Raw genomic sequence first — 19586 nt, 5'->3', positions numbered from 1 at the left:
TATTAATATGTAGGATTAGTCAATACTTTATCAAAAGCACCGATCAATATAGAAAAAATAAATTTTCAGGGCGGAATTATTTGCGGAGCGGCATAAAAAACGATTGTATTGGTAGCATCTTGTGGTATAAATGGGGAGAACAGGGTTAGCAGCTCCCCCTTGATTTCATAGGCATCATATGTTTATATCACTTATATTTACGAATGAAAAGGTTACAATAAACACAGTAATTCCGACGCCATTTTAGTGTTAGCAATAATATGAGCAATTCAAGCCTTAGCCAGATCAGGTTGGAATATTTATTTAATAAGTATTACGAAGTACTGTGTCAGTTTTCTTATACTATTGTGAAAAACAATGATGCAGCAAAGGATATAGTGCAGGATTTTTTTGTGAAATACTGGGAAAAATATATACTTCAGGAGCAGCCTGATAACTTTGAATCTTATGCCTATATTTCGGTTAAAAACAGGAGCCTTAACTATCTTGAAAGTGAGCAGGTAAAGCTACGTCACCAACAAGGAATTGAAAGATTGCTATATAGCGAGGATGATCTGCAACCAGGCAACAAGGAAAAGGAAAATGAAAATTACAGCATAAGGCTTTTAAAAGCCATCAACCAATTACCGGAACAACGGCGCAAGATTTTTACGATGAGCGCTATTGAAGGATTAAAGTACCTGGAGATAGCTGCACAAATGAATATTTCCATCAATACCGTAAAAACACAAATCCGGAAAGCCTACCTATTCCTGAGACAAAACCGTGAAATTTTGTCCATCCTGATTTTGTCCACCTCTTATATGGGGAGTCACCCTTTTTTCCTTTTCAACTGTCTTAATACAATATAATGGGTAAGCATAGAAAAAACACGGAAGTAGATTGGGAGAAGATCCATCATTTGCTCGATGAGCAAAGCGGATTGCCTGTATCTACCGGGCAAATGAGTGGGGAAGAACTTGAACTTTTAAAGGAAATAATTGCTATCCGTACACAGGCAGGTGAACTGAAGGGTTGGGAAGGCGTAAATACCGCGGAAGATCTTGCGAAACTCAAAGCGCGGTTATCACTGCCGGCCACTGCTGCTGTGTTTCCCATATGGCGCAAGGTAATACGCTATGCTGCCGTTATTTTCATACCGCTTGCCATAGCCGCTTCGGCATGGTTGTTTTTTAAGCAAAGAAGCCTGCCTGCTGCCGATGGGCTTAAGTATATCACCCAGGAAACACCAAAAAACAATACACAACCAGTTATCCTACCGGATGGCAGTAAAATATGGCTGAATGCGGGTTCCCGGTTACATTATTTACCGGCTTTTACCGGCAAACAAAGAGTAGTGGAAATGAGTGGTGAGGCCTATTTCGAGATCGCCGCCAATACACAGCAACCATTCATCGTTAAAGTGAATAGCCAGGTAGTGCAGGTGTTGGGGACTTCGTTTAACATTAATGCCTATGGAAGGCAGATCATCACGACCCTGACACAAGGTAAAATTACTGTAGGAACGGCAGACCAGCCTGCCACCACACAATACCTCCTGCCCGGGCAACAGGCAGCCTATGATACCCTCACCGGTGCACTGCATGTAAGTCAAGGCAGTACAACAACTGCCCTTGCCTGGAAATCAGGCCAAATTGCATTTACGGATGTAGCATTTGATGATTTAATGAAACAATTGGGCTTACGTTATGACTACAGGATTATTTTTACAACTGAGCAGTTCAACCGCCTTCATTATAATGTTCCGTTGATGCCCAGGCCTGAAACCATTCTCCCGTTATTGGAGTTGATAAAAGCTACCACTGCTTCTCCTGTTAATTTCAATATCGATACCTTAAACCGCACCATTGAAATAAAATAATAATTATTTATCTTTCAGGATTGGGAGGAGCTTTTGCTTAGAGAAGTACAATGACAGGCCAAAGTTGATATCGTTCTTTTGTTATCCATCATTATCGCATTAATTTGATGAACCAATCCAATTGTCTTTTGAAGGACTGGTTACATCTGTCCTTGCCATCATACCTGAAATGTTCGTTTTGCTTTGTCATTTGTTTACTCACATGGACTGCCAATGCCCAATCTCCGCGCATTTCAATTCACGTAAGGCACAAACATATCGCACACGTTCTAGGACTGATTACAGAAAAAACAGGCACCGCTTTTTTTTACAATACGGAGGAAATTAAAAAGCTCCCTCCTGTAAGCCTGCAGGTTGATAACGAAACGGTCGACAACATATTACAGCTCCTGTTAAAAGATCAGGCGCTGCGTATTGTTCATACAAATGGAATCATTGCCATCATACCCACCCATAGTGAAGACAACCTCTTATCAGTAAATGAAGTGACGGGCCGTATATCAGACACAAACGGAAATCCTTTACCACAGGCCACGATCATTGAGAAAGGGAGTAACAATTTTACAAAAAGTGATACCGCGGGCATATTCCATCTCAGCGTGAAGCCCTATGCAATATTACAGGTAACCTACATTGGTATGCAAACGAAGCAGGTGCCCATTAAAAGCCCTGCATTCCTCTCAATTTCTCTGCAACCCATATTAACTGCTATTAACGAAGTGGTGATAAACGGGTATTCCAATATTAAACAAAAATATTCTGCCGCCTCGGTGACCAATATTGTAGCCGGCAGCCTGGATCGCAATGATCAGCTTTCTATAGACAACATGCTGCAAGGCCAGGCACCTGGTCTGTCTATCAACGTAAACAATACTAATCCAGGAGCCGCTCCTAAAATAAGGCTACGCGGAACAGCCACACTACTGGGGAACCGGGAGCCTGTTTGGGTGATTGATGGTATTATCAGTAATCCGCCGGTGAAACTGGATGCTGCAAGTGTAAATTCACTGGACGATGTAAACCTGATGACCAGTCCTATCACTGGCCTGAATCCCAAAGACATCAAACAAATAGATGTATTAAAAGATGCTGCGGCAACGGCATTATACGGAGTCAATAGTGGCAACGGCGTGATCCTGATTACTACCCGTAACGGAATGTTGCATAAAGCACCGGCCGTTACATTTTCGCAAATGACCAATATTACCTTCCGGCCCGGCTATCATCAACTGAACCGGATGAACGCCTCACAAAGGATGGCGTTGTCAAAAGAAATTATAGATAAAAAATTACCCTTTTCAAATGGTATCCTTCCCCAGGGATTTGAACGGGACTATACTGCCTTTCTTAACGGGAATATGAGCAAGGAAAAACTGGAGGAACTGGAAAGAGGCTACGAATCCATGAATACAGACTGGTTCGATATTCTGTTCAACAACGGTGTTGCGCAAAACTACCATTTATCTGTAAACGGAGGTGGGAGTAAAACTGCGTATTATTTGTCTATGGGCTATGCCAGTCAGAAAGGGCCTGCCATCTTCACACAAGCCAGGCAATATTCCGGGATGATAGGGCTTACTTATCATCCTATCCCCGCATTCCAGGCCGGGATCAAGTTATCCGGCTCTCAGCACGCAGGCACCTATCCTTACCAGACAAATCCTTACCAGTATGCCTATAATACATCCAGGAGCCTGCCCTATACCATAGGACAGCAGCGAATGTATTACAGCTCCTCCCCTTTTACGCCTAACTGGTCACTGCCTAATTATGTAATGGACACTTCTCAGGTGGCATTGTCCAATATTGTTTCTGACATGGAGAACAGCCATACCAGTACGTTGGTGAACACCTACAAGGCAGTCATCCATGCAGACTGGACATTTCTTCGTTCATTTAAACTTCACGGATTATATGGCCTGGGGATGTCCGGGTCACGAAACAATAGTTATGCAGGAGAGACAACCGATTATATCGCCTCCAAATACCGGCTGGGACTGGGGTCGGGTATAGTATACAGTGATGCTGCAAAACAAAATATCATTCTTCCGGCGGGAGGCGAATACCAGGAAGCAAATACCCAACAACGTGACTATACCATCCGTCATTCCATAGAATATAATTTCACTACCTCTTCACACTATATACAATTGCTGGCCGGCAATGAATTAAGGCAATCAAAATACGATATCAACAAGCTTTTTATACTTGGATATTATCCTGATAGTGGAAAGGTAGCCCATCCCCCATCAGCAAAGGAATATCCCTTGTACAACAATTTTTTCCCCTATTCAGGTATTCATCCTACGGAGGAAATCATCAATAAATACCGGCAGATGAGCTGGTACGGCATGCTGGTATATTCCTATAAAGACAGATATACACTTAATTTTAACATCCGGCAGGATGGGGCCAATTATTTTGCTCAATATGGTAACGAAACCTGGCAGCGGACCTGGTCTGCCGCCTTCAAATGGAGCATCCTCGATGAACCCCGGATAAAAAAAACGATGCATGCGGATAACCTGCTCGCACTCCGGATATCATACGGATACAATATCGGATTACCTGAAATAAAATCACCGAATCTATCCATTTCCAATTCGTCGCGGAATGTTATTTCCGGAGATGGTCAGGCAACCGTGACCAATTTCACCAACCCCGGATTGCGCTGGGAAAAAACATATGTATTCAATGTGGGCATAGACTTTTCTTTTTTCAACAACCGGTTTTACGGAACGGTGGAAGCCTATAATAAACGAAGCACCAATCTGCTGGCCAATATAGACCTGGCCGAAGAAAACGGCTTTAATTCAGGCATGTATAACAGTGCGGGTGTGGACAACAGCGGTATAGAAGCCGGTATACAATGGCAGATCATCCGGCAACGCAACTGGAAATGGAATGTAGGCACCAATCTTTCATTTAACAAAACCCGTGTACTGCAAACTAACTTCACGGACCCCGGCATTATAGGCAATCAGCAACAGTACCTGGATGGAAACATTATCAAGTCAGGAACAGATCCTAATACGATGTATGCCTACAGATTTACAGGACTCAACAACAAGGGACTTCCAACTTTCCGGGGAATTTATGATAAAGACTATGCAGTTCAACCAACGGTGGCAGAATACTACGCCAATGTTTTCGTTCCTGTAGGTAGTCGTATCCCTTTAATAGATGGTAGCTTCTCCACGAATGTCAGGTACCGTAACTGGAATCTTAGCGCCGTTTTCCGGATAAAGCTCGGCTATAAACAACGACTGATCAACCTTTACGGAAGCGGAGGATTTATACCTAACCCGGCTGAAAATACTTCCAGCGCCATTGAGAAGCGATGGAAGCAACCCGGCGATGAAAAAACAACTGATATCCCCGGCATGGGTAACCAATCCGGACTTTATCTGGTTGATCCCATTACGATGTCTCCTGTACAATATTATCGCTTTGATGCTGCCACCATGCAATACTTTAATGGAACACTCCCACTTTACCTGATGTCTACATTCCCATCTGAGATGTATAACAATAGTGATATCCGGACTGTCAATGCCAGCCATGTGAGCCTCTCTACACTTTCCCTGCAGTACACTATTCATTCCCGCAAAGCCGGCAAGCAACTGTTTAAGGATATTTCCTGTTACACACAGGTACATGATGTATTGTTACTGGCGAGTAAAAAACTGCATGGTCAGGACCCGGAACTGCCCCCGGGAACAATGCCCAGGCGGCCTTCTCTCACACTTGGCATGGATGTAAATTTTTAGCAATGATGAAAATTAACTACTTAAAATATATCATCTGCCTGCTTACCTCCATATGTATCTTCAGTGGATGTAAAAAATACCTGGATACCCCGGCCGATAATCTGCGTACTCCAAAAACAGTGGCAGATTATACCGAAATGCTGAATGGTGAAGGATGGAGCAGGAGCCTGTCGGCCAACAGCGACTTGTCTCTTTACTTTCTGGATATGATGACAGCGGATGTAACAGAAAGTACAGGCCCCACTCCCCCGGTAGATGAGAGAGGTGCTTACTCCGCGTTTTACACCTGGCAAAATATATATGATGCCCAATATGATGAAAGACGTTCTCCCTCTGCTATCCTGAATAACACCTGGCTGGGACTATATAGAATTATAAAGGTTTGCAACATTATTACCGATGAAGGAGAAAACATCCAGGGAGATATTTCTTCCAGACAATTTTTGCTGGGGGAAGCACATTTTTCGAGAGCACTGGCTTACTATTATCTTGTAAATATCTGGGGGACACCCTATGATCCGGCAAATATTGCCGACTCCATGGGAGTACCATTGCAAACAAGCAGTACTTTAGTAAATACTTATCTCCCGAGAAGTTCGGTACATGAGGTTTATAATCAAATACTGGAAGATCTCAACAATGCGCTTGTTTATGTACAGGCATCCGGGAAAGCGGGAAGCATTTATCACTATTCTCCTGCTGCTGTTTACCTGTTACTGTCAAGGATACACCTCTATCTTCAACACTGGGAACTGGCCGCTACATTTGCAGGAAAATGCCTGGAAATCAAATCTGTCTTAAATGATATCACTACCCAAAACAATGTCCGGTCTGATTTTTATTCCAGTCTTCTGGGGGTAGATAACCCAGAGGTGATATATACCTTTTATAATGATTTAAATCCAAATGTCTTTAATATTTTCGGAGATGGAAATAGTTATGGCTTTAGTGTTTCCCGGGAACTCCTGCAACTGTATGCCGGAGCTGATCAACGGTTAGGCGGTTATTTTTATGACAATGATGCAACGATTATTCCAAAAACATTTAACACTTACGGCAACATTTATTGCTTTTCCTTCCGTACAGCAGAAGCCTATCTTAACAGGGCAGAAGCGAATGCACATCTGGGAGAAACCGGTAAAGCACTAGCGGATATTTATCTATTAAAAAACAATCGCGTAAAGGGTGGTGCCTCCAATCCCCTGATGAATCAACCAAACCTGTTACCAGAAATACTGATGGAGCGGAGAAAAGAACTGGCGTTTCAATTGCATAACTGGTTTGATCTCAGACGAACAAACAGTCCGGCTATTATCCACTATTTTACGCCGGTAATTAACCAGCAGGTCCATGCCATGCAACAATTTGTACTTCGAAAAAACGACCCTGGTTATACACTGGAGATTCCGGCCAAAGCTTTACAGGTTAACCCGGCATTAAGACCACTTGGCCTTAATACCAGGATACCTCAGTGATAGTTAACAGCTACATCTTCATTACAAAATTTAAATTGCAGCAGTAATAATACTGCCGCCTCTGTTATCAACCAAAGTCGCTATTATGAGGACTTACATTTCCTGACATTACTGCCGGATCAATATTTCTTCGGTAACCCGATCCGCACCGGCGGAATTAGTATAAAATGTTTTTAAGTATATGCGCCCGCTCACCGGATCATAAGACTTATCCAGCACTTTAAAGGAACCTTCTTTTATTCCCTTTTGCATTGTTGTATTAATAGTAACTGTTATGTCCCTGTCCGTAGCGTTTTTCGCGAAGATGCTGTACTGCCAGCCAGATGCCCCCAGATCACTGTAGTCTACACTCACAGTACCGGCATATTTAATCGGATTGGCTGTCTTAACTCCGGAAATTTTCGCAGTACTTGCAATTGTTCCATTTGCCAGTGTTGTTTTGTACAGGATACGTACAGAAGTATCCAGGTAATTACCTGCCAACGGATATCCCGGAATAACAACGCTGCCGGAAGTATCTTTCACAGTGGCTCTTGACATAGTAACGTCAGATCCGTTGTACTTGCCTTTTAAAACAAAGCTATCTGCCGAACCGGAAATAATTTCCAGTTCGAAGTCGGACTTCAGTCCTGTACCTGGCTGTGCGCCAGGCACTTTGGCTTCTGCATCCGCCAATAAATGCAGGTAGGTGTAAGTATCAAATATTAATTCAGGCTGCTGTAATGCTTTAAGGCGGTAACTGCTGTTTAATGATGGCTGGTCTTTCCATCGTGAAGCCACCCGATTGCTATCGTTGAACTTAAACCAGAATGCATATACGTTGTCGTTTTCTTCCGGATTAGGAACCACCGTTGCTATCCAGCCGTAAGGAGCTGCTACCAGGATAGACTGATAATTCGCCAGCACAGCATTCAGCCGTTGGTCTGAAGATTTGTCAAAAACCGATGAATGAAGGTCCTTTTTACAGGAAACAAAAACCACCGCAGCCAATAATATAATATATACCAGATATTTAATCATTTCTGTAAAATTTATAGTGAAATAACTGACTGCACCTATCGATGCAACACATTATGGATCTGTTGTTGAACAGAGGTTTGTAAACTATAGAAATCAAGGTTATAAGCATCTCTAAAGTAACCCACCACTATTTTCTCTTTTTCTCTCAGCAACCTGATACCATCGGGATTATTAAGACTGTCAGGATAGTCCGGGAAGGGATGGTAAAGCGTATAATCATACCGGGAACGGCCCATTACCAACATGGTGGATACCAGTTCAGCAATGTCTTCGCCTGGCTCTTTCCGGGCATAGTTGGTAACAAATCCATGCGTCCATGGATTATCATCGTCGGGCAAAGCGCTCCAGTTACCGGTATAACCGTCCGGTGTTACCTGGTTAAAAGCAATTGGATAAGCTTTCTTCTGGTTCAGGATATGTGTATACTCATGATGGATCAGATGCGCCATATCGGCTACTCTCCCACTATCCTGCCTGCTATATGAATTAATACCGAACAACAGTATTTTAAGTCCACCTTCTGCCAGGCCGGCTACGGCATTACCGTTACTTTGCAATGCAATACTTCCGGAGAGCATAATTTGCTTCGGCGTATTTAATTTCATAAAAGTAGAATCGCCTGCGGTCTGATTATAAGGTGCAATCCATATGCTGATAATATCCTGTGTTACCGGGACTACTCTATTCTCGATCGGGGGTACCAGTATCAGGCTCTTATCAAACTCCGACTGATCCCATTTGTATTTCATTTCTATATTATAGGGCTTTATCATAGAATCATATAGCCACTTATCAACGGAGCTCTGTATCCATGAATCACCACCCAATCCGGTAATATCTGCATTCAGCGTTTCTTTCTTGTTACAGGAAATAACAGCGCCTGCAATTACTACCAGAAACATGAATGATTTTAAATATTTCATTCTTAAAAATTTAAATCAGTTGTATATATTATTTCAACACGCATGATGTACCATGCCTACATGGATCAATACCACTACTACCTGGGGTTAGGAGCCAGTCCATTAGCTTGTGCCACCTGCGGTATTTGTAACACTTTCTTTGGATCATCAGCAGTAATATTGATAATAACGCCCTTATCATCTTTATGTGTAACCGGGAGTTTATTTCTCAGGATATCCATCCAACGCATTCCTTCCTGCATAAACTCGGATCTGCGTGTATCAAGAATTGCCTGAATGGTAGCATCCAGAGGATCCGTGGCCTTATTATAATAACTGGTAATTTTATCTAAAGTAATACCGTTAATAACCGGATCGTAATTACTAACTCTCGTGCTATAGTAGGTGTTCAAATCTGCGATAGCCGCATTGAAATTTCCGGTCCGCGCACTTGCTTCTGCATGATTAAATAATACTTCTTCTGCAGTAAACAACGGTACATATATATAAGGATTGCCAATATCGGCGCTGGTGTGCACGAAATTTTCCAGCCACTTTTCGATGCCCTGATCGTTGTTATTGGAACCATAATAAAACACATTATAGGCCAATGACCCCCTGGTGATATTCCCGGAAAAAAACACACTTCTGGAAATAGCAGCGTTTAATCCATACTGGTACCCAATCCAGGCCCTTGCCCATACAGAGTTGGTGGTAGCAAGCAACAGATTCGATTTTGTATCGGGGCTTGTAAATCCAGCCTGTCTTTCTGCACGGGTGGCGGTACTAAAAGTAGTATTAAGTGGACGCAGGTAATCCCCGAAATTATTGCCAGGGAAAATCCGGCTGGTATAATTCAGTACTTTGATATAGTCTTTCTTAAACAGGTAGAAGCGGGCAGCAAAAGCATTTGCTGCTGCTTTGTTGAAATGAAAAGAAGGAACTTTATAGGCGCTGTTGTTGATTAACGGCAATCCATCGGTCAAATCTTTTTCAATCATTTCGTACACATACTTCACCGTTTTCCTTTCATACTTTGGATTGATGGTTTTTTCCGGTGCCAGCACATATGGAATACCAGGATCAGTGGCTGCACTGGCTGGATCATAAGCCTTTGAGAAAAAAGTCACCAGCATAAAATGTGCATAAGCCCTTGCCAGCAAAGCTTCTCCTTTATAAGGACTATAGRCAGTTTGGTTAGCCGCCTTATTAATAGCATCCAATGCCTGGTTTGCTGCAGCGATTGCCTTATAACAACTTTGCCAGTAAACATCCGGAGAGCCCTGTTCCGTACTCGCATAATCTATAAACTTATACGCATTAATGTTTACACGGAGATCACCACTGTATTGATCACCCGAATGCCCCCTGTCACCTGCATTATCAGACATGGACTCGCTAAAACAGATATAGTCCTGATCCGGGTAGGCTGAGGTAAGCATTTGTGCTACCTTATCCGGTGTATCCAGGGTGGTTCTGTTATCCGGATCTACTTCCAGGTACTTATTGCACGCGGTTAGTAACAACGCACCCGTACCTATCAATACACTTACTTTTATAATATTTTTCATCATGATAGTTCTTTTAAAATATCCTTACAAACCAACTTTTAATGACATCACCAACTGGCGTTGCAGTGGTTGAGCAACACCCCCTGCATTAAAGAATTCGGGATCCTGTCCTCTTAGTTTACTATCGGAATACAACAACCAGAGATTGCTGGCCGAAGCAGTCAGTGACAGATTATTTAACCCTATATTCTTAATCATACGAGGAGGTAATACATAGCTGAGCGCTATATATTTAACCCGTATAAATCCTCCGTCTGCCACCCTTGCGGAAGAGTAATTGTAGTTATTGTAAGGATATGCATCCGTCATTCTGTAATTGGTGAGGGCGTCAAGAATAGAAGGCACATTGGTTACCTTTTGATCGCCCGTCAATGACCAACGGTCCAGGAACTCCCTTGGAAATGCGTCGAGGTCGGAGTAGGTGGATTTAAATACAGGATTGAGTCTTATTTTATTTCCTGCCTGGTAGGTAAGCAATACATTCAGCGATAAACCTTTGTAGCGGAATGTATTTGAAAAGCCACCGGTAACAGGTGGATCAACAGGTCCTTCGTATACCAGGTATTTTGTTTCTATATCCTGTAAATTCACTTTACGGGAAACTTCTCCTTTTTCATCCACAAACAACGGGATTCCTGTATTGCTTTCCAATCCTTTGTAGTCAAGGGAGAAAAGACTGCTTACCGGGTAGCCATCTTTGTTTCCACCTTCTGGTTTCACCTGGTCAAATATAATAGGGGTATTTTTTGCGTTGGTAATTTTATTCTTGTTGTAACCAAAAGTCACGTTCGTTTTCCATCCTATATCAGTACTACGAATGATATCAGCACCAATGGTTACTTCTATTCCATGTGAGCTCAGGTTGGCATAATTGGCGACTCTCACATCCTGCCCACCTATGCCGGAAGTTTTTATCCCGGCAATGAGATCGAATCCTTTTTTTCTATAGAGATCAATGCTGGTGGTGAGCCTGTTGTTAAATAGTGCCGCATCTACGCCAACGTTCAATGAGTATTGCTTTTCCCAGGTAAGGTCGGCATTCTCCAGGTCAATAATCTGAATACCTGATTCAATTACCCGTGCATATTGACGGTAAGTATTCTGCGCTTTTAGTACTGCGGCCGAATTGGTAGCGGAGCCTAAATCTGCCGTCAGTCCGTAACTAGCCCGTAACTTCAACATGTTTAATTTTCCTGCATCTTTCAGAAAATTTTCCTGATCCAGGTTCCATGCACCACTCAAACTCCAGGTAGGCAACCAGCGGGCAGATGGTGATTTCCCCATACGATTGGAACCATCTGTACGTACTGCTCCTGTAAAGTTATAGCGGTTATTGTAAGTGTATCCGGCAGTGGCATAAAAGGCCGCATAACGATCATATGTTTGCTGCATACCGAAATACGGAAGGTTGGCTTCACTGGCCTGTTTAAATGCGAGGTAGTAAGGAATTACACTACCGCCATAACCATATTGATAACCATAACCGGTATTCAGTGCATTTTGTCTGTTAGCGTATTTAACTTCCTGTCCTACCAATACATTCAGGTCATGTTTACCAAATGTTTCTGTATAGTTCAGGCTATTCCTGAAGTTATAATTGGTCAGGGAATTTTCATTCCTGTTATAAAAGCCACCTACTGGTAATACAATCTGTGGGAAGGCATTTGGATTATCCGGATCCTTGTACAGAAAGCGGTTCGCATTGGCGATAACAGAATTGGTAGCAGCCCGGTATGCCTGTGCTTTATTGGAACTCTCATTCACCAGGTCTTCCTGGCTGGTTTTAGCATACCTGATAGCTCCCAGGAAATCGTACCTGAGATGTTTGGTAATTTTGTAAGACAGGTTACCCTGTAATTTGAGGTCTATGACGGAGAGTTTTAACTTGTTATTCTGCAGCTCGTTGAGAATATTAAATGGCGCATAGTTTCTTGTAAAATATTCCAGGTCGCCATTCTCATCATAAGCCGTCAATGCGCGGCTGGTATTTAATGCGTAGTTATATGGGTTGATGTCAAAATCCCTGCTCATCTTCCCATAGAAGGCATCGGTGCTGCGTGATACTGTACCAGGAGCTTCCTGTTGTCTGACAGATCCGGTAGCAATTAGTCCGGCAGATAATTTATCAGAAAAAGTATAATTATTCTGGGAGTTAAAGGTGAAACGTTTGACTTTATCGGCCACTGTCCAACCGTTGTCATTATAGAATCCGGCAGAAAAATAAGACTGCATTTTTTCTGAACCTCCGGAAAGACTGATCGTATGTTCCTGTATCAGTGAGTTGCGGAACAAGATATTAAACCAGTTGGTATTCGCCAGTGCGTAACGTTGTAAAAAAGCTTTTCTGCCTTCCTGTGTATTTTCCAGCAGGAACTTCCCGGTAGCAGGATTATAAGTTTGTAACTCGTCATACATTTTACCGTAGACGCCCTTGTCGGCACGATTGCCAATATCCGCCAGATTCATTAATCCTTTTCTGGCTATCTCTGCATCAACAGACATCTGTTCTGCTGAGTTCATGATATTGAAGTTATTATAGCTGGGCCTTAATTGTGTGCTGAAGTTGCCTGTATAATTAGTGGTCATTTTTCCGGAACGGCCTTTCTTGGTATTGATGACCACCACACCGTTCATAGCCCTGGCTCCATATAAAGAAGTAGCCGCCGCATCTTTCAGGATATAAATATCTTCCACATCGTTCATATTCAGTCCTGCAACGGAAGACGCAAGCAAAGTAGATGGATCTCCGCTGGACAACTGATCATTGGAAACATCAATTACATCTTCCAATGCAATACCATCCACTACCCATAAAGGTTTGTTTTCACCGGTAAGAGAGGTGACGCCCCTGATACGTACCTTGGGTGCAGATCCGAACGTGGCAGATACACTTTGTATACTTACCCCGGCTGCTTTTCCTTCCAGCGCACGACTGATATCTGTGGTGCCATCCATCCGGATATCCTCTGCTTTCAGCCTGGTAGAAGCACCCGCAAATTTTCGTTTATCAATTTCCTGGAAACCGGTTACAATGACTTCATTCAAGCCTTTTGCCCCCTGCTTCATGATTATATCCAGGTGTTTGCTGCCATTAACATTTTTCACAACAGCAGCATAGCCTAAAAAAGTAAATGCCAGTTTATCGTCCGGAGTGGCCGCAATGCTGAATTCCCCCAGGTTGCCGGTCACGGCTGCCTTCTTACTGTTTGCCGCTCTCACCACTACGCCGGGTAATGCGTTTCCTTTTTCGTCCGCTACTTTACCGGAAACGATAATGGATGAATCGCCGGCCCTGGATGCTGATACCCCCTTTACCGGATTTTGCTGCGCTGTGGCTTCCCCGGTGCCCGTTACAACTAATATAAGACCAGTGGCGATGACCAGTGATAATTGTTTGATCATGAAGACTGGCCTGACAAATGATTTGGTTGACACGCACAGGTTCCCTATACGGAACGCTCTGTAAAAGTCCATATTCATACTGTTATAAAATTAATTAATCCCCTACCTGGTGGTCAGGAGCGAGTCAGGTTTAGTCTTTCGTTATAACAGTGGGCCCACTGTCTGATTTTAGCCGATTATGTTTTATTACATTTGGTTGCAAATGAAATTACTGATATACGACAGGCGAGAAGTGAAAAAGGGTGACTGGGAGGAAAAAAAATCTCAAAGAAAGCGGGGCTGGATAAATTCCAAGGTAACGGGTAAATCATTTATTATAGAAAAAGCCGTATAAACCTTACAGTCTATACGGCTTCCAGGCAAAATTTAATTAATCCTGATACGGGATATCTTTCCATCCAGGCCATTATTCCGGATGAAAGTTACTCTCACGTATTCATCCTCATAAGTCCGTTCAAACGAACCCACCACATACTCTGGAGACACCCGCTTTACGTTAACGATGCAGAAGTCATCATTAGTAGATGCATCAGGGGAGTCATACACCCGGATCTCTGCGCCGGGACGTACGCCATAGAGTTTGGCTGACCGGATCTCATCATTCCTTACTGGTTTAAAATCCTGCCCTGGAACGTCTTCCACGGTTTGAACAATGTTCTGGGTGGCGTTGTTGCCTTCATAAAATGCAATGATTCCCATAAAATGGTGATTTGAGGTGAAGAAAAATTAGCAATAAAAGCTTCTTTATAAGACACAGCAAAGCCTAAGGAATTATCCTTACCCATCTGCACAAAGATGCTACAGATATTACTTTACGTGCAAAAAATATGTTTGATTGAAAAACAATAAAGTTCATTCATGGATAGTTATTTTGAGTAACATTCAATTCTGTAACAAAACAATCAATTAAAGGGAAGGTGAAGTTAAGTAACTTTTGAGATAAAAAAAAGTTCCATTAAATATTCTCTCATCAATAATATGGAAGGAATACTTACTACTTATGAAGGACATTCTCCACATAAGACTTTAGTAACTCCAGGTCATTTAAGGCAGCTCCTATTGTATTATTAAAATAGACATACACTTCTTTTCCGGCCGCCAGCCATTCCCTGATGTACCCGGCGTATTCGTAGAGAAAACCATCGTCATAACTACCTTTATAATCACCTGCAGGGCCATGAAATCTTACATAAACAAATGGCAGTTCCATCTCTTCCAATGGCGATTCTGAATTTGTTTTATCATGAATCACCATTCCCGCTTCACAGCTACTTAACAGCCGGTAAGTTTCTTCCCGGTACCAGGAAGTATGCCGGAATTCTACTGCCAGCTTCCATTCCCGGTGTGGATCTACTTTGATGATGGTGGCCAGTAATTTTTTAACGTGGGAGTTATGGTTGTAACGCAATCCTGGCGGAAACTGTATCAGTAAACAACCTTTCTTTGATCCGGCAGCTGCCATGATGTCCATAAACTGCCTGACATCTTCCGCATTAACATGCAGTTCTTTTTGGTGGGTTATTTCTCTCCATAGCTTAAAAGTAAATTTAAAATGTGCCGGTACACTATCTGCCCATTTCTGAATAGTACTTTGCATGGGCAGTTTATAAAACGTGCTGTTGATTTCTATGCTATTAAACAACGCGCCGTAAACGGACAATCTGCTTTTACCCTGAAACGCAGCAGGGTAAAACTGCTGATTTTTATAGGGCAACAATAATCCGCTGGTGCCTGTGTAATAGGTTCCCTTCTTCATCTGCAGCTATTTACTTCTTAAGTAACTTATTGTTGACGATTCTTTCCAGTACCTCTTCCTTCTGATATTTGCTGATGGGTACTTCATATTTACCTACATGCAATACATTCCCTTCAATAGCACTGATATGATTGATGTTAACCAGGTAGGATTTATGTGGCTGCAAAAACTGCCGCGGGTGCAGCTTTTCCTGTACAGCCTTCAATGTAGCATGGGTCACTATTTTTTTGTCTGCCGTATAAAAGGCCACATAGTTGCCCAGGGCTTCGGCAAACAGGATGTCGTTGAATAATATCTTTTCCAGTTTGGTATCTGACTTAATAAAAATATATTGCTGATCACCGGTTTGCTGGGCAGAAAAATAATCATAGGCTTTATTTGCCGCCTTTAAAAACCGTTCAAAAGAAACGGGCTTTACCAGGTAATCCAATACATCCAGTTCAAAACCCTGTATAGCATATTGCTCATAAGCAGTGGTGAAGATCACCTTGGGTGGATTAGGATAACTTTTCAGAAATTCGATGCCTGTCATATAAGGCATCTCAATATCCAGGAATAGCAGGTCCACCTGTTGCTGTTTCAGCACGGTATTCAGCTCAATAGCATCTTCACATACGGCCACTACCTGTAAGAAGCCAATTTTGGAAGCATATCCCTGCAATCCTTTTCCGGCAAGGGGTTCATCATCGGTGATAACACATTTTATGATAAGGTGATCCATCAGTTGAATGTTAGTTTTAACTCAGCTAAATAACTATCTTCTTTCTTCTGCGTCGTTAATGCGTGCATACCGGGATATAACAATTCTAATCTTCTTTTCAGATTATCTAATCCAATACCGCCTTTCTGCGTAAAAGGAATATGATCAGGTATTGAATTCTCCACAAAAAAACATACTTCATTATCTTGTTTTATCATCTCCATACGAATATGAAAGTTGCCACCTACATATTTAAACGCATTTTCTACCAGTGGTAAAAAAAGCAGCGGATACACCTTTTCCTCACGCAGCGATTTATCAAAACATACGCTGAGCTGCAGCTTTGCAGAAGACCTTATTTTCTGCAGGTCAATAAAGTTTTGCAGATATTGTATTTCGTTGAGGATGCTCACCGTTTGTTGCTGATCATACAACTGATACCGCAGCAGTTCAGAAAAACTTTCCACTGTTTTTTTGGCCGCCGTTACGTCTTCATCCATCTGAAAATAAATGGTATTTAAGGCATTAAACAGAAAATGAGGATGATATTGTGCCCTCAAAAACTTCAACTCCGTTTGCAGCTGATCGTTAGCTATTTTTTCCAGTTGTAACCTGTTTTGTACATATGCCTGTAGAAAGATGTTACTACGCCGCACGCCATAGTATATCAGGGAATATAACAAGGGGATTACATTAATATCTGCCACATCCATCCATTGCAAACCGTCATCTGTAAAGGCTGCCATGGGAAGCATCGTGGCATTCTGTACCACCAGGTTTACCACAAAAACATATAATAGCTCCTGCGTTATTCTTTTGTAGGACAAATCGGTGGCTCTTTTTTCATCAAAATGCCGGAACAACTGATTAAATGCCCACATGAAAAAGTAGCCCATGATGATACTACATACTACTTCTATCGTATTTAACAACAGGGGCCGATACCAGAATCGCATACCGGAGGAACTATCTGCCAGCAGGCGAATGGTATAATATACCAGCATGCCGTAAATAGCGGGGAAAATATATTTCCAGAATACTTTCATAATAATTACCGGAAGTTACAATTAATTATGCGGTTGCAGATTCAACAGGCAATGCCGGTGGCATTGCCTCTTTTTCCCGAGCCTTCTCTCCTACCCGCTGACGAGGCCTCATACCAAACAGGAAACGCATCACTCCAAATGGCCGGATAAACAAATGAAAGATACCCATAGAAAGGACAAAAGTAACGATGACAGTGAAAAAATATTTCAATCCAACTTCATCGGGAGTTTGCACCAGGTAGTACGTGAGTATTACAATCACCGTTTGATGCAAAATATAAAAAGGATATACTGCCTCATTCAGGTAAGGCAACACCGGGCTTTTCCTGTTGAGATACTTTTTACCATATCCCACAATGGCGAATACCCACATCCAGGCCACCACCGCTGATATTGCCAGGAACATATAAGTACCGGCAGTAAGTTTAAAGTCTGTATACACATGCCAGGGCTCCAGCTTATTCCAGCGCAGGTAATTAATGAGCAATGTACCTGCGAAGGCTATCCTCAGCGAAGTGCGGCGGTTGCGCTCCAGGCTATTCATCAATGCCGGGTTGGCAATACAGATAAAACCGGCGAGTACGTAAAACAACCAATACAACAAAAAGGCATAGTCATTTACCAGGGTATTGGTTTCGGGAAACTTCAATACCATAAAAGTATAGACCAGTACACCTGGTATCAGGAGCAGGTAAATAAATTTACCCTTCGCTATCCAATCTGTTTTCTGCAGGAAGGCTTTCCCTTTGGAGGAAATAAGCCATACAAACACCGGGGCAAAAACGATATCATACAACAGCAGATAGCAGATAAACCACAGGTGATGCCAGCTCAGGTTTCCTTTGGGATAGGCGCCCGTAGTAAACATATTCGTGTAAAAATCCCAGAAATTGCCTTTGAAGCCCTGTGTGAGCCGTTCCATATATACCTGGGGAGGTACTATCACCAATATTCCCAACAGCAGGGGAATAAATAACCGCCTGAACCGGAGACCAATAAAGCCGCCGCCTGTTCTGCGTTGCAGCATATAATAACTTACGGTACCGGAAATAAAGAACAGCAGCGGCATACGGAAACGGTGGGTAAAATCATTGAACTCCAGCAGCATGTTGCTGGTTTCCTTATTTTTTATGTGCCAGGACCATTCGGCTACATAAGGCATAGCTGAATGAAAAAACAATACGCAAAGGATGGCCAGGATGCGTAGCCAATCCAGATAAGCCTGCCTGGGAGGTGATTGTGGTTGCATAAAATATATTTTTATACAAACCTATCCGTAGCAGGCGGTATGGTAAAAGATATTTGATGTCAGGACATATTCCGGTGGTGAAAAGACAGTTTCTTATCCTTTAAAAAAAGGCGTCAAAAAACGCCCGCCCCATTTATTACTTCAACAACTTAAACGCGTGGTTCCAGTCGTTGTGCGCCAATCCTGGTATGCACCACAAGATACATAGCGGCTCAATAGCACGTGCTGATATGGCCTTGCCCATGTCTTCCGTTTCCCAGCCAAAAGCTGTTAAGATATCCGTCACGGTTTTCTTAGCGGCGGCATCGTTGCCGCAAATAAACATGGTAGGCGTACCACCAGAAAACTGTGGCTTGTACATCAGCGGGCTTCCCACACTGTTAAAAGCTTTTACCACACTGGCATCCGGGATCCGCTGTTGAATTTTTTCCAACAGCGATTCATTCTGGTCCGTAAAAAATTTCAACACGCCATCTTCCGGAGGTGCACTGGCAATGGGGTTAGTGGTATCTATCACTATTTTGCCCGCGAAGTGCGTTACTCCCGCCTGTTCCACTGCTGATACGGCAGCGCCGCCGGCAACAGATAATATCAGCAGTTCGCCAAATTGTGCGGTAGTATCCAAGGTGCCGGTTTGTCCCTTCGCATTTTCACTTTTCCATTGCTGCACTTCTTCTTTTTCCGGGTTCCGGCTACCCAACATGACTTCGTAACCCTCTGTTAAGAAAGCGGTTCCCAGCGCTTGCCCTACGTTGCTGGAACCAATAATACCTATTTTCATCGTATATTTTTTTGAGAGAATGATTGCAATGGTTAATGGTCTTATTGCTGAGG

Annotated in this window: 14 protein-coding genes; 4 read left to right on the top strand and 10 right to left on the bottom strand. The window is 42.7% G+C overall.

Annotated features, from left to right (window positions below):
* The first annotated feature begins 260 nt into the window (after positions 1–260).
* The 4 genes from AC1DCV_RS22870 to AC1DCV_RS22855 all read left to right on the top strand — a co-directional run bounded on the left by AC1DCV_RS22870 (position 261) and on the right by AC1DCV_RS22855 (position 7106).
* A complete protein-coding gene (locus AC1DCV_RS22870; RefSeq protein WP_477025323.1) occupies positions 261–851 on the top strand; it encodes an RNA polymerase sigma-70 factor in 591 nt (196 codons plus the stop codon).
* Positions 851–1861: a FecR family protein gene (locus tag AC1DCV_RS22865; RefSeq protein WP_477025322.1), complete on the top strand. Its 1011-nt coding sequence runs from the start codon at positions 851–853 to the stop codon at positions 1859–1861. The genes AC1DCV_RS22870 and AC1DCV_RS22865 overlap by 1 nt, the downstream gene beginning before the upstream one ends.
* A gap of 128 nt (positions 1862–1989) precedes the next feature.
* A complete protein-coding gene (locus AC1DCV_RS22860) occupies positions 1990–5631 on the top strand; it encodes a SusC/RagA family TonB-linked outer membrane protein (RefSeq protein WP_477025321.1) in 3642 nt (1213 codons plus the stop codon).
* Between the two features lie 2 nt (positions 5632–5633).
* On the top strand, positions 5634–7106 hold the full coding sequence (locus AC1DCV_RS22855) for a RagB/SusD family nutrient uptake outer membrane protein (protein ID WP_477025320.1): 1473 nt from the start codon (positions 5634–5636) through the stop codon (positions 7104–7106).
* A gap of 108 nt (positions 7107–7214) precedes the next feature.
* Here the strand turns inward: AC1DCV_RS22855 and AC1DCV_RS22850 are convergent, their stop codons facing one another.
* The 10 genes from AC1DCV_RS22850 to AC1DCV_RS22805 all read right to left on the bottom strand — a co-directional run bounded on the left by AC1DCV_RS22850 (position 7215) and on the right by AC1DCV_RS22805 (position 19533).
* A complete protein-coding gene (locus AC1DCV_RS22850) occupies positions 7215–8126 on the bottom strand; it encodes a DUF4302 domain-containing protein (protein WP_477025319.1) in 912 nt (303 codons plus the stop codon).
* Between the two features lie 35 nt (positions 8127–8161).
* Positions 8162–9049: a substrate import-associated zinc metallohydrolase lipoprotein gene (locus AC1DCV_RS22845; protein ID WP_477025318.1), complete on the bottom strand. Its 888-nt coding sequence runs from the start codon at positions 9047–9049 to the stop codon at positions 8162–8164.
* Positions 9050–9126: 77 nt separating this feature from the next.
* Positions 9127–10602, bottom strand: a complete 1476-nt coding sequence (locus tag AC1DCV_RS22840; RefSeq protein ID WP_477025317.1) for a RagB/SusD family nutrient uptake outer membrane protein — start codon at positions 10600–10602, stop codon at positions 9127–9129.
* Between the two features lie 21 nt (positions 10603–10623).
* Complete coding sequence (locus AC1DCV_RS22835) at positions 10624–14001, bottom strand: SusC/RagA family TonB-linked outer membrane protein (RefSeq protein WP_477025316.1); 3378 nt, start codon at positions 13999–14001, stop codon at positions 10624–10626.
* Between the two features lie 366 nt (positions 14002–14367).
* The gene (locus tag AC1DCV_RS22830; RefSeq protein WP_477025315.1) at positions 14368–14700 is read right to left on the bottom strand and encodes a hypothetical protein; all 333 of its coding nucleotides are present in this window, start codon (positions 14698–14700) and stop codon (positions 14368–14370) included.
* Between the two features lie 295 nt (positions 14701–14995).
* The gene (locus AC1DCV_RS22825) at positions 14996–15757 is read right to left on the bottom strand and encodes a DUF72 domain-containing protein (RefSeq protein ID WP_477025314.1); all 762 of its coding nucleotides are present in this window, start codon (positions 15755–15757) and stop codon (positions 14996–14998) included.
* Positions 15758–15767: 10 nt separating this feature from the next.
* Positions 15768–16478 (bottom strand): LytR/AlgR family response regulator transcription factor, encoded by a 711-nt coding sequence (locus AC1DCV_RS22820; RefSeq protein WP_477025313.1) that lies wholly within the window; start codon positions 16476–16478, stop codon positions 15768–15770.
* Complete coding sequence (locus AC1DCV_RS22815) at positions 16478–17503, bottom strand: sensor histidine kinase (protein ID WP_477025312.1); 1026 nt, start codon at positions 17501–17503, stop codon at positions 16478–16480. Before AC1DCV_RS22815 ends, AC1DCV_RS22820 begins: the two co-directional genes overlap by 1 nt.
* Before the next feature lie 25 nt (positions 17504–17528).
* Positions 17529–18752, bottom strand: coding sequence for an acyltransferase family protein (locus tag AC1DCV_RS22810; protein ID WP_477025311.1), 1224 nt, complete (start codon positions 18750–18752; stop codon positions 17529–17531).
* A gap of 136 nt (positions 18753–18888) precedes the next feature.
* Positions 18889–19533 carry an NADPH-dependent F420 reductase gene (locus AC1DCV_RS22805; RefSeq protein ID WP_477025310.1) on the bottom strand — a complete coding sequence of 215 codons (645 nt, stop codon included), beginning with the start codon at positions 19531–19533 and terminating at the stop codon, positions 18889–18891.
* Positions 19534–19586: the final 53 nt, after the last annotated feature.

The organism is Chitinophaga sp. 10T418 (assembly GCF_056394125.1).
This window is presented reverse-complemented; position numbering and strand designations above follow the sequence as displayed.